This window comes from Maribacter sp. BPC-D8 (assembly GCF_035207705.1).
GTDB lineage: Bacteria > Bacteroidota > Bacteroidia > Flavobacteriales > Flavobacteriaceae > Maribacter.
Map to the genome: position 1 here is coordinate 107,264 of NZ_CP128187.1, position 11,992 is coordinate 119,255.

Below are 11,992 nucleotides of genomic sequence, written 5' to 3' on the forward strand. Positions count from 1 at the left end.
AAAGCCATCTTTTAAAGATGGCTTTTTTAATATATGTAAGATGTTTGCTATTATAGTTTAGCGAACATTTTATGCATTTTTTCGCTTTCTTCTTCAGCTAACGTTGGGTCAACTAAAATACGACCACTATGCTCATCTGTAATTATCTTCTTTCTTGAAGCAATTTCAACTTGAACCTGAGGTGGAATAGTAAAGTAAGAACCACCAGCAGCACCTCTTTCAATTGGCACAACAGCTAAACCATTCTTAACATTGTTACGAATACGTGCATATGCCTTTACCAAACGCTCTTCAATTTTATCTTGAAATTTGATAGACTCTTGTAATAACGCTTTTTCTTCTTTCTCAGTTTCGGCAAGAATAGCGTTCAATTCGCTTTTCTTATGCTTAAGGTGAGCTTCACGTTCAGATAAACGTTCTTTAGTTTCAGAAATAACCGCTTTCTTCTGATCAATTTGAGCTTTGAATTCTTTTATATTCTTTTCAGCTAATTGAATTTCCAATTCTTGAAACTCCAATTCTTTACTGATAGAGTTAAATTCTCTACTGTTACGAACATTTTTTTGCTGCTCGCCGTATTTTTTAATTAAAGTCTTTGCTTCTTCAATAAGGTTCTTCTTAGCACCGATTTCAAAATTGATATTTTCTAAATCAGATTTAAGTTTATCCATTCTCGTTTTTAGGCCAAGGACTTCATCTTCCAAATCTTCTACTTCTAAAGGAAGTTCTCCTCGAACATTCCTTATTTCATCAACCCTAGAATCAATTAATTGCAAATCATATAATGCTCTTAACTTTGCTTCTACAGATGAATCTTCTTTTTTTGCCATATTAAAAATAATTGATGGGATTTGTTATACTTTCCGATAAATGGATTGCAAAATTAGGAATTTTTTTCGTAAGATAATCAACTAAAAGGTTTTTTGTAAACTGCTCAGTTTCAAAGTGTCCTATATCTGCCAAAACTATTTGGTTTTCAGCCTCATAAAATTGGTGGTATTTAAGGTCTGCGGTAACAAATACGTCTGCTCCGGCTGCTTTTGCTGCGCCAATGGCAAATGAACCACTGCCACCAAGTACGGCTACTTTTTTTACTGGTTTATTTAAAAAATTAGAGTGTCGTACCAATTTAGCATTCATTTTAAGCTTTAAATGGTCCAAAAACGCTGTTTCTGAAAGCTCTTTATCCATTTCGCCCACCATACCCATACCAATATATTGGTTGGTATTTTCTATAGTTTGTATGTCATAAGCTACTTCTTCATATGGGTGAGAAGACAATAAAGCATTAACTACAGCAGATTCTTCGTTCTTACCAAATACACAGGTAAGCATTACTTCATTTTCTGTATGCGTTGTGCCAATACTTCCCTTTGTAGGGTTCGCATCTGCATTCCCTTTATAGGTGCCATTACCTTCAACCGTAAAACTACAATCAGAATAATTGCCAATATCACCTGCACCAGCAGTAAAAAGTGCATTTTTTACTTCTTCTAGATTATCGTTAGGGATATAGGTAGTTAGTTTTTTAATCGTATTTTTTTGAGGAATCAATATCTTGGTGTTCGATAAGCCTAAAACCTCACAGATTTTAGCATTAACACCATGTCGAGCATTGTCAAGAGCCGTATGGTTAGAATATATGGCAATGTCGTTTTTAATCGCTTTGATAACTACACGTTCCACATAATTTTTACCGGTAATTTTTTTTAGTCCCCCGAAAATAATAGGATGAAAACTTACAATTAAATTACATTTTTTAGCAATGGCTTCATCGACAACATTTTCTAAAGTATCTAGAGTAACAAGTACTCCGCTGACTTCTGCAGAAGCGTTACCAACTAACAATCCTACGTTGTCAAAATCTTCGGCATAGCTTAAAGGAGCGGAGTCCTCTAATATTTTGGTGATGTCTTTTACAGTCATTTTATTGAAAAATAAGATATCCAAAGATAAATTATTATAATTTCGTTCTGATGCAGGTGTTACGAAAACTTCTTTTTCCTATTTCATTAGTCTACGGCTTAATTGTGTTTCTTAGAAATCGCCTGTACGATATGGGTATTTTTTCTTCAAAATCGTTTTCGACAAAAACGATTTGTGTGGGTAATTTAAGTGTAGGCGGAACAGGAAAAACACCTATGATAGAATTATTAGTTCGTTCTCTTGGTCAAGACTTTCAATTGGCAATTCTAAGTAGAGGATATAAAAGAAAATCGGAAGGATTCTTACTTTCTACCGAAGATACCAGTGTAGAAGATTTGGGAGATGAACCTTTTCAACTAAAAACTAAATTCCCTGAAATTACAGTAGCGGTCGATGCCGATAGAAGAAACGGTATTAGTGAGCTTGAAAATATAATAAAGCCAGATGTCATTTTATTAGACGATGCTTTTCAGCATAGAAAAGTAAAACCAGATTTTTCTATTCTATTAACCGCATATGACAATTTGTATGTGAATGATTGGTATTTGCCAACGGGTAACTTGCGAGATTCTAAAAGGGAGGCAAGTCGTGCAAATGTGATAGTAGTAACTAAATGTCCGACAGATGTATCTAAACAATACAGAGCTTCTATAGCGGCAAAAATGAATATAGCATCTGATCAAAAGCTATTATTTAGTTATTTGACATATAATACTGATTTAAAAGGAACTGAGGTGACTTTAAATTCGTTAAAAGGGAAAAAGGTGACATTGGTAACGGGTATTGCTAATCCTGCGCCATTAGAGAAATATTTACATTCGGTGGGACTCACTTTTGAGCACTTAAAATATAGTGATCATCATTTTTTTTCTGATCAAGAGATTGCGATATTAAGAGAAAAGGAATGTATTCTAACTACAGAGAAAGACTATGTCCGTTTGCAATCTAAACTGCCTAAGTTGCACTATATTGAAGTTCAGCATGAGTTTTTAGAAGATGGTAAAGCTATTTTAGAAGCAGCATTAAATCAGTTTATGACAAAGACTTCTTAGGTCTTTTGTCAAAAATATTCTCCCCTATCTTTTGGTAAAAAACTTCAGGCTTAAATGGTTTCGTAACTACGTCGTCACAACCTGCGGCATAGAAACTCTCTAAACTATCATCTAATGAAATAGCTGTTAAGGCAATTATGGGAGTATCTTGATTGAATTTTCTAATTTGAATGGTCGCTTCTTCACCACTAATGCCAGGCATATGAATATCCATAAGTATGGCATCATATACATTCTCTTGAGCGGCAGTGACTGCTTCATGACCATTGTTGGCAATATCACTGGTCATTTCTCTTTTAGAGAGCATCTTTTTAGTGATAACTTGGTTTATTTTGTTATCCTCAACAATTAGTAAATGCAGCCCTTTAAAATCATAATCTTTAGGTGTAATTTCAAAAGGAATATCTTCAGTTGTACTGTCAATGCTCTTCATCCTAATTTCGAAGAAGAAAGAACTGCCTTCGTCTAATGCACTTTCAAGCTCAATTTTACTTTCAAATAAGCTTAGTAGACTTTTTACAATGGTAAGACCTAAACCGGTACCACCATACTCTCTGTTAATCTGAATAGAGCCTTGTTCAAATCCTTCAAAAATACTTTTTTGCTTTTCTTTTGAGATGCCGATACCATTATCTTTAACTTCAAAATAGATGGTAACATCATCTTCGACTTTATTCAATAATTTGGCAATAACCTTTACCTCACCACCTTTTGTAAATTTGATGGAGTTACCAATCAAATTCATGAAAACTTGAGAAAGTTTTAGTGGGTCGCTCAGTAAATTACCTGGTATTTCAGAATCATATTCTAAAACTAAGTTTGTCTTATTCGCCTTTGCACTTTGTCCTAAAGAATTAATTACTTCATTAATCACCTTATTAAGGTTGAACTCCATGTTTAGGGGTTCTAATTTATTAGCATCAATTTTATTGATGTGTAGAATGTCATTAATAAAGTTAAGTAAGTAATCTCCAGAAAATTTTAGCGCCTTTAAATGTTCTTTTTGATGCTCCTCTGGGTCTTCTTCTAATAGAAGATGGGTTAAGCCGGTAACAGCGTACAGCGGAGTTCTAAGTTCGTGACTTACAGTAGAAAGGAAATTCGTTTTCGCTTCCATAGCTTGTACGGCACCATCACGAGCAATTTGTAGTTCTTTGTTTTTGGTCTGTAAAAGATCGTTAGTTTTTAACTTTATCTGGTTATTTCTATAAAGCGTAACTGCCAACAATGAAATAATAATTAAAAATGCAGAAGTTAAAATAGCTGTAAGTTCAGATCTGTTTTGAGATTCGGTAAGCTCTTCTATTTTTTTCTCTTGGCGTGCAATCTCTTCAGTCTTATAATCGTCCCTGATTTTATCTGCTGTTTTGGCTTCAATTATATTTTTATCAATATTGAAAATCGAATCTTTTAATTGTACCAAATTTTGCGTGTTTACAAGAGACTTTTGGTATAAACCAAGTCTTTCGTATACAGAAGATAATAACGTATTCGAATTTTTAATGTCTTCTAAAAAACCGTTGGCAGTAGCAAGCGTTAGGGCGTTCTCACCATTTTTTGCAGCCTCAGATAAATTATCGATTTTCAAATTTAATTCAGCTAGCGTTAGATACGCCTGGGTGGTAAGATATTCTTTTTCGTAAAGATCTGTGTTTACAATAAGGGAATTTAAATTTTTAGAGGCACTATCATATTTCTCTAAACTGAGATATACCTTTGCTTCGGTTAATAACAGATTGTTATAGAAATTACGATCGTTATTTAATTGTTTAGCTTCATTCAGCATAAATAATGCTTGAAAGTTTCTGTTACTTCTATGTAAAAGAATAGCTTCAATATACTTGTGCATACCATCACCATAAGGGTATGCGATATCTTTTAATAGAACACTCGCGCGATCCCAGTAAAACTCGGTATCACCTTCTTTATCAATCTTTAAGTAGAGTAATGCTAATTCGTGTAAACTATCGATAAGACCTTTAATATCTTCACCTTTTTCAGCTTCATTCGCAGCTGTATTTAGTGTTTCAAGCGCAAGATCAATTTTATCTTGATTCTTGAATTTTCTTGCTTGATCGAAATAAGGTTGTATATCAGTTTTTTGAATTTGATCTTGTGAGAATAGGGCAGTGGTAGTCGCCAAAATTACAATGGGGACTAGTAAAATTTTAAGTGCTTTATTTAAAAATAAAATCTTCAAATATAATTTTTAGTACTAATAAAATTAATTAAATCTATGATTCTGCTACTGTACCCGGTTTCGTTATCGTACCAGCCGATAATTTTGACCATTTTTCCTATTACAGAAGTCATCAAAGAATCAAACGTACAAGAATAGCAACTATTGTTTATATCAATAGAAACTATTGGGTCACTGGTATAGTGTACAATATTTTTAAACTGATTTTTTGACGCTTTCTCAAATGTAGAGTTTATTTCTTCAATACTTGTAGCCCGTTTTACATTCAAGGTAATATCGGTCAACGAACCATTAGGTACTGGTACTCTAATACCGCAACCCCCTATATTATCTGCTAATTCTGGGAATATTTTGGTCAATGCTTTTGCTGCACCAGTGGTTGTTGGTACTATAGATTGTGATGCTGCTCGAGCCCTTCTTAGATCTCTATGTGGTTGGTCATGTAAACTTTGGTCGGTAGTGTAAGAATGTATAGTTGTAATATAAGCTTGCTCAATACCACATAAATCATTGATAATTTTTATCATTGGCGCAGCATTGTTCGTGGTGCAAGACGCATTAGATATAATATCATCAGATTTTGTCAATGTATTTTCATTAATACCAAAGACAATCATTTTTATGTCATCTTCGGTTGGTGGTACTGATAAAATGACTTTTTTAGCACCATTTTTAATATGAAAAGATAATGTTTCTCTGTCTTTAAATTTACCGGTACATTCTACAACTACGTCTACCGCTGCAGAAGACCAATTTATTTTAGAAGGATGAGATTCGTTGTATAACGAAATAGCATTTCCGTCGACGATAATATGTTTTTCATCATGCGAAATATCAAGAGGCGAAGTACCGTGAATACTATCGTATTTTAATAAATGCGAAAGTGTACGGGTGTCTGCCAAATCGTTAATGGCAACCACATTTAAATTTTCATGTGCTTGCATAAGGCGAAATAGGGTTCTACCTATTCTTCCAAAACCATTAATGCCGATGTTCAGTTTTTGCATTATTTACCGATAAGTGTGTTCAGTTAATACAAATAGTTCTCATTAAATGAGAACTATTAATTTTCCTTAGAATAGTGACTAAGAATTATGTTCTTAAGGATTTATAGAATATGCTTGTGTGCTTTGTAAGAAGATCTAACTAAGGCGCCACTTTCAACATGTCTAAATCCCATTTCAAGACCTATATCTTCATATTTCTTAAATTGCTCAGGAGTAATAAATTCCTTAACAGGAAGATGTTTTTTAGATGGTTGCAGGTACTGACCTATAGTAACAACATCAACATCTGCATTACGCAAATCTGCCAATGTGGTAATTACTTCATCTTCGTGTTCGCCAAGACCTAGCATAATACCAGATTTAGTTCTATTGATGCCTTGCTTTTTCAAGTAGTTAAGCGCTTCAAGACTACGTTCGTATTTTGCCTGTATACGTACTTCTCTAGTCAGTCTTTTAACAGTTTCCATATTATGTGAAACAACCTCAGGAGAAACGGCTACAATTCTATCTAAATGCTTTTCTATACCTTGAAAATCAGGAATTAAAGTTTCTAAAGTTGTAGTAGGGTTCATTCTGCGTATTGCCTTCACTGTTTCTGCCCAAATGATAGAACCCATGTCTTTAAGGTCATCTCTGTCAACAGATGTAATTACAGCGTGCTTAATACCCATAATTTTTATAGATCTAGCAACCTTTTCAGGTTCAGCCCAATCTACATTTTCAGGTCTACCGGTTTTAACACCGCAGAATCCGCATGATCTAGTACAAACATTACCTAGTATCATAAAAGTTGCGGTACCTTCACCCCAGCATTCACCCATGTTAGGGCAGCTACCACTAGTGCAAATAGTATGTAGGTCATACTTATCTACCAAACCTCTAAGCTGAGTGTATTTCTTACCCGTAGGTAATTTTACTCTAAGCCATTTCGGTTTACCTTTTGGTGGGGCAACATTTTCTTTTAAAACTGTAGACATGCTCTAAATTTTATACAAATATACGAACTAAAAAAGTGAGGATAACGCAGAATTACGTGCTACACAAATGAGTTCTAAATTATGAGAAATTTTTAATTGAATTATATTTTACTTTCTTTCTTTAATAATTTCTGAAAGTAATTTTTTAGCCCTTAGAAGTTTTACTTTGACACTGTTAATGGGCTCGTTCAAATGAGCGGCAATATCAGCATAACTTAATTCATTAAAATACCTAAGATTGATAACGGCTTGATAATGAGGTTTCAGTTTTTTAATATCTCTAAGTAAATCGGCTAAATTTTGTTCTTGAATCAATTGATCTTCCATAGAAGGTGAAGCATCTAAAGCACTCGTTATTACTTCAGAATTACTTCTAGAATCTAATAAGCTCTTTTTTCGCTTTCTGACTAAATCGATATGTATGTTTTTAGAAATGGCAATTAACCAAGTTTTAAATACGTACGAATCGTTGTAGGTTTTTATTTTGTCAAAAGCTTTAGAGAAAGTTTGAATGGTAATGTCTTCAGTATCATTCTCGTTTTCGGTACGCTTTAGTTGAAAGCCGTAGACATCATTCCAGAACATATCTAACAAGCGACTAAAGGCAATTTGCTTGCCTTCTTTCGCTTTGCGTATTGTTTCTTCTAAAGTGTCTGTTTTATTCAAAAAATGATTTTGGTATGCGTAATGTTAAGATAAGAAATTTTGATTACTCGGTAATCATATCCTTTTTGCAATCTTGTTCACTTGGCATTTTGCCACACATACCGCAAGCTTGTCCATCTTGATTCAAAAAGGGGCTTTGACTTGCGCAAGTTCCTGCAAACTCTCCGTCTTTTTTAGACCATATTTTAATTGCGATACCCGCAAATGCCAATGCTAACAACCCAATGGTTAATAATACTAGTTTCATGTGCTAAATTTTAAACAAAGATAAAAAATAAAGCCCCAAAAATGGGGCTTTAAGAATACTTTATGTGTGTTAGATTTAGTAAGCTATATTCGCCACTATGTTTTCTACACTAGGTGCATGATTACCACCTTTTTGCTCAATTGTAATATAACCAACTGCATTTTCTGCATATGGTAATGCCAATAATTTTTGTTGATCACCAGCTTCTTCGATAATACCAAGGTTTATCATTTTGCCATTAACTTCAGCCCACATTTGAAAACATTGACTTTCTGGAATATGTGGCAATTTACTAACGTTGATATATGATAACTTCTTAACAGGGTTTATGTAAGCAACAGCTTTTAAGTCTTTTGCTTTTTGATTTCCCTTAACGTTGTATTTTTTAGTTTGAGGATTGTTTAGAACGATAAACTGGTTACGTACATCTTCTAACTGCTCTTTCATGTTCTCTTCAAGCAATTTTATCTTATTGCTAACAACACTGTTCTCTTCTTGTAAACTCTGGTTTTGATTCCAGAAAAAGGTAGAGATACCGATAAACATAATAGCTGTAATACTTGCTGCGATAGCATAACTATAGAATCTTTTTCTGCCCTTACGCTCAGCTTTAATTCTAGAGTTAATTTTGTCTTTTAAGCCCTGTGGTGCTTCAATTGCGTGAAGCTTGGCGAAAATTTCAAGATTATCCTGCAATTCACTATATGTTTCCCTAACCTCTGGGTACATAGCAATATAGCGCTCTACCTGAAGACTTTCCAACTCGGTAGTTGTTCCCAATAGATACTTTTCTAATAAATCAGAATCAAGGAAAATTCTTATTTTGTCTTTCATAATACGAAATTTAATAACATGGCAACTACGGCAGGACCATAGATTTTACCTAATTCGCGTAATCCAATTTTAAGTCTAGATTTAATAGTTCCTAAAGGAATATCCAACTCATCACTTGCTTCTTGTTGGGTCATACCTTGAAAGAAAAGAGCTTCTAAAACAATTTGATATTTATCTTCAATTTTGTCTAGATGTTCTCTTACATCCATTAACTCAGGCCTTGTACTTTCTACGCCTAAGGTATATACGTCAGAAACGTCTATTTGGATTTCTTTATCAGATTTTGTGTTGACACTTCTTAATTTGTCAATAGCTGTATTTCTCGTAATTCTAAAGAGCCAAGTAAAAAGTTTTGCTTTTTTAGGATCGTATGAATCCGCTTTTTTCCAAATCTTCACAAAAGATTCTTGAACTACATCTTGAGCCAAATCGGGATCACGCACAACCTTGTTCGCTACACCCAGTAAGGTGTCGGCATAATTATCGTACAAGAGAGAAATCGCTTTTTCGTTTCTTTCTTGTAATAATTCAACAATATGTTTTTCTAATAGAGTGCTCATAATTAAAAAGATGTACATATTTTTTTATAATGGACATCCAAATGCAAAGATTGAACCGTATATGATTAAACGCTAAATTATAAAATTGATTGTTAACGATGCGTTTTATGAAAATATATATTGAATAAGTGGTCGGCTGGTAACTGCCCACTTTGTTTTGGTTGGTTTGGTTTGGTAATAACCCTTGTAATTTTTTACAGGGGTTATTTTATTAAATTAACCTCTGGACTTATTTCAATATTGAATTTCGTTTTCACGGCATCAATAATATTTGCTGCTAAATCTAGAATATCTTTTCCGGTTGCATTGTCATAATTTACAAGTACTAAAGCTTGATTCTTATGAACCCCAGCGTCACCAAAGCGTTTTCCTTTAAATCCGCATTGTTCAATCAACCAACCTGCCGGAATTTTATATAAATCATCAGTTACCTTATAAAAAGGAGCATCAGGATTTTTTAAAGCAAAATCTTCGAATATTTCTTTTTCGACTATTGGGTTTTTAAAAAAGCTACCACTATTACCTAATACTTTCGGGTCAGGTAATTTTTGCTGTCTAATAGCGATAACTGCATTAGAAATATCTCTAATGGTCGGGTTTGCTATCGACTCTTTTTCTAATTGCCCTTCAATTGCTCCATAACCAGAATTTATTTTGTGATGTGTTTTGGTAAATGTAAAAGTGACCGATGTGATAACGAATTGATCTTTTCCTTCATTTTTGAAAAACGAATCTCGGTAACCGAATTTACATTCTTCTTTAGTTAACGTGACCAACTGTTGGTCTTCAATTCTTATAGCTTCACAGCTAACAAAGCAATCTTTTAATTCAACACCATAGGCGCCAATATTTTGTATAGGTGCAGTACCTGTGTTACCAGGTATTAAAGACATATTCTCTAATCCCCCAAAATTATGATCAAGTGTCCACATGACCAACTCATGCCAATTCTCACCTGCCATTACCTCAACTTGTACGCTGTCGGTAGATTCTGATATAATTTTCTTTCCTTTTAAAGCTACATGAATAAACAATGCCTCTATACGGTCCGAAAGCAACATGTTACTGCCACCGCCAATTACAATTTTTCTATCATAATCTTGGTTGCCTAACACATCTTGTAATTCTTCGACAGAGCTTACTTCAACAAAGAATCTTGCTGTAGCATCAATACCGAAAGTATTGTAGTTTTTTAGAGAAAAGTGTTCATGTACAATCATTAGCCCTTGTAGCTTTTAAGCGCTTCTTTTAAAATAAAAACAGCTCTTTTTAAACTTTCTTGATCAAGAACATAGGCAATTCTTATTTGGTTTTTGCCTAAACCCTCAGTGGCATAGAATCCTGCTGCAGGCGCTACCATAACTGTTTCGTTGTCTATGTTGAAATCTTCTAACAACCACTGTGCAAAGTGATCGGCGTCTTTAATAGGTAATTCGGCTATACAGTAAAATGCACCTTGAGGTCTTGCTATTTTAATACCTTCAATCTTTTCTAACTCCGCAATAAGTATATTTCTTCTGGCAACGTATTCTGTTTTTACTTCGGCAAAATAGCTATCTGGGGTATCTAAAGCTGCCTCACTTGCTATTTGTGCATAGGTAGGTGGCGATAATCTTGCCTGTGCAAATTTCATAGCCGTTGCAATAAATTCTTTGTTCTTTGATACTAGGTAGCCAATACGTGCGCCACACATGCTGTAACGTTTAGAAACCGAATCAATAACAATGGCGTGTTCCTCTAAACCTTCTTCTTTTAATATAGAAGCATGAGTTTTATCATCATAGGTAAATTCTCTATAAACTTCATCGGCAACTAGATAAATATTGTGCTTTTTAACTAGTGCAGCTAATTTTTGAATTTCTTCTTTGCTGTATAAGTATCCCGTTGGGTTACCAGGGTTGCATATTAATATAGCTTTAGTTCTAGGTGTAATTAATTTTTCAAAATCTTCTACTGGAGGAAGAGCAAAATTATCTTCAATTTTTGAAACTACAGGAACAACCGTTACACCACAAGCAGTGGCAAACCCATTATAATTCGCGTAAAAAGGTTCAGGAATTATAATCTCGTCATCGGTATCTGCAATGGTATTCATTGCAAAAGACAAAGCTTCAGAGCCACCGGTAGTAACGATAATATCTGTTGCACTTACAGCTATATCATTTTTAAGATAATACTTTGCAATTTTTGTTCGAAACTCCTCTGAGCCTTCGGTACGACTGTATTCTAATACATTAATGTTATTATTTTTTACAGCGTCTAAAGCTTGTTGGGGCGTTTTTATATCTGGTTGCCCAATGTTCAAATGAATGACATTAATTCCTCTCTTTTTTGCACTTTCGGCAAACGGAACTAACTTTCTTATGGGCGATTGAGGCATGGTAAGCCCCTTGTTTGAAACAGATGGCATATAAATTGAATTTTACACAAAAGTGATAAATGATTATGGTTCTTACAAAGTAATTAGGCTTTTATTTGGTTTTGCCTATCGTGTTAAAATTAGGTACTGTATCAAATTATTGT

General features: G+C 34.0%; 12 protein-coding genes. 1 reads left to right on the top strand and 11 read right to left on the bottom strand.

Annotated elements, in window-relative coordinates:
- Positions 1 to 50: 50 nt before the first annotated feature.
- On the bottom strand, positions 51 to 830 hold the full coding sequence (locus tag QSV08_RS00410) for a zinc ribbon domain-containing protein (protein WP_324025672.1): 780 nt from the start codon (positions 828 to 830) through the stop codon (positions 51 to 53).
- Position 831: 1 nt separating this feature from the next.
- The gene (locus QSV08_RS00415) at positions 832 to 1,926 is read right to left on the bottom strand and encodes a Nif3-like dinuclear metal center hexameric protein (protein WP_324028336.1); all 1,095 of its coding nucleotides are present in this window, start codon (positions 1,924 to 1,926) and stop codon (positions 832 to 834) included.
- Positions 1,927 to 1,976: 50 nt separating this feature from the next.
- Between QSV08_RS00415 and lpxK the strand changes: the two genes are divergently transcribed.
- The gene (gene lpxK, locus QSV08_RS00420; protein WP_324025673.1) at positions 1,977 to 2,978 is read left to right on the top strand and encodes a tetraacyldisaccharide 4'-kinase; all 1,002 of its coding nucleotides are present in this window, start codon (positions 1,977 to 1,979) and stop codon (positions 2,976 to 2,978) included.
- Here lpxK and QSV08_RS00425 read toward each other — a convergent pair.
- From QSV08_RS00425 to QSV08_RS00465, 9 genes are all read right to left on the bottom strand, one after another.
- Entirely contained in the window at positions 2,959 to 5,178 is a 2,220-nt protein-coding gene (locus tag QSV08_RS00425; RefSeq protein ID WP_324025674.1) for a hybrid sensor histidine kinase/response regulator, read from the bottom strand. The genes lpxK and QSV08_RS00425 overlap by 20 nt on opposite strands.
- The gene (gap, locus tag QSV08_RS00430; RefSeq protein ID WP_324025675.1) at positions 5,175 to 6,185 is read right to left on the bottom strand and encodes a type I glyceraldehyde-3-phosphate dehydrogenase; all 1,011 of its coding nucleotides are present in this window, start codon (positions 6,183 to 6,185) and stop codon (positions 5,175 to 5,177) included. Before gap ends, QSV08_RS00425 begins: the two co-directional genes overlap by 4 nt.
- A 101-nt stretch (positions 6,186 to 6,286) precedes the next feature.
- Positions 6,287 to 7,162: a lipoyl synthase gene (lipA, locus tag QSV08_RS00435; RefSeq protein ID WP_036156039.1), complete on the bottom strand. Its 876-nt coding sequence runs from the start codon at positions 7,160 to 7,162 to the stop codon at positions 6,287 to 6,289.
- A 108-nt stretch (positions 7,163 to 7,270) separates the two neighbouring features.
- Positions 7,271 to 7,828: an RNA polymerase sigma factor gene (locus QSV08_RS00440; RefSeq protein WP_324025676.1), complete on the bottom strand. Its 558-nt coding sequence runs from the start codon at positions 7,826 to 7,828 to the stop codon at positions 7,271 to 7,273.
- A gap of 43 nt (positions 7,829 to 7,871) precedes the next feature.
- The gene (locus QSV08_RS00445; RefSeq protein ID WP_073247251.1) at positions 7,872 to 8,075 is read right to left on the bottom strand and encodes a membrane or secreted protein; all 204 of its coding nucleotides are present in this window, start codon (positions 8,073 to 8,075) and stop codon (positions 7,872 to 7,874) included.
- Positions 8,076 to 8,150: 75 nt separating this feature from the next.
- Positions 8,151 to 8,909 carry an anti-sigma factor domain-containing protein gene (locus tag QSV08_RS00450; RefSeq protein ID WP_324025677.1) on the bottom strand — a complete coding sequence of 253 codons (759 nt, stop codon included), beginning with the start codon at positions 8,907 to 8,909 and terminating at the stop codon, positions 8,151 to 8,153.
- A complete protein-coding gene (locus QSV08_RS00455) occupies positions 8,906 to 9,469 on the bottom strand; it encodes an RNA polymerase sigma factor (RefSeq protein WP_324025678.1) in 564 nt (187 codons plus the stop codon). The genes QSV08_RS00450 and QSV08_RS00455 overlap by 4 nt, the downstream gene beginning before the upstream one ends.
- 203 nt (positions 9,470 to 9,672) lie before the next feature.
- The gene (gene murB / locus QSV08_RS00460; protein WP_324025679.1) at positions 9,673 to 10,689 is read right to left on the bottom strand and encodes a UDP-N-acetylmuramate dehydrogenase; all 1,017 of its coding nucleotides are present in this window, start codon (positions 10,687 to 10,689) and stop codon (positions 9,673 to 9,675) included.
- Positions 10,689 to 11,879 carry a pyridoxal phosphate-dependent aminotransferase gene (locus QSV08_RS00465; RefSeq protein ID WP_324025680.1) on the bottom strand — a complete coding sequence of 397 codons (1,191 nt, stop codon included), beginning with the start codon at positions 11,877 to 11,879 and terminating at the stop codon, positions 10,689 to 10,691. Before QSV08_RS00465 ends, murB begins: the two co-directional genes overlap by 1 nt.
- Positions 11,880 to 11,992 lie beyond the last annotated feature (113 nt).

Excerpts from the sequence above, each read along its gene's own strand:
- QSV08_RS00410 (WP_324025672.1), bottom strand. The coding sequence starts at position 830 with ATGGCAAAAAAAGAAGATTCATCTGTAGAAGCAAAGTTAAGAGCATTA.
- QSV08_RS00415 (WP_324028336.1), bottom strand. The coding sequence starts at position 1,926 with ATGACTGTAAAAGACATCACCAAAATATTAGAGGACTCCGCTCCTTTA.
- lpxK (WP_324025673.1), top strand. The coding sequence starts at position 1,977 with ATGCAGGTGTTACGAAAACTTCTTTTTCCTATTTCATTAGTCTACGGC.
- gap (WP_324025675.1), bottom strand. The coding sequence starts at position 6,185 with ATGCAAAAACTGAACATCGGCATTAATGGTTTTGGAAGAATAGGTAGA.
- lipA (WP_036156039.1), bottom strand. The coding sequence starts at position 7,162 with ATGTCTACAGTTTTAAAAGAAAATGTTGCCCCACCAAAAGGTAAACCG.
- QSV08_RS00445 (WP_073247251.1), bottom strand. The coding sequence starts at position 8,075 with ATGAAACTAGTATTATTAACCATTGGGTTGTTAGCATTGGCATTTGCG.
- QSV08_RS00450 (WP_324025677.1), bottom strand. The coding sequence starts at position 8,909 with ATGAAAGACAAAATAAGAATTTTCCTTGATTCTGATTTATTAGAAAAG.
- QSV08_RS00455 (WP_324025678.1), bottom strand. The coding sequence starts at position 9,469 with ATGAGCACTCTATTAGAAAAACATATTGTTGAATTATTACAAGAAAGA.
- murB (WP_324025679.1), bottom strand. The coding sequence starts at position 10,689 with ATGATTGTACATGAACACTTTTCTCTAAAAAACTACAATACTTTCGGT.
- QSV08_RS00465 (WP_324025680.1), bottom strand. The coding sequence starts at position 11,879 with ATGCCATCTGTTTCAAACAAGGGGCTTACCATGCCTCAATCGCCCATA.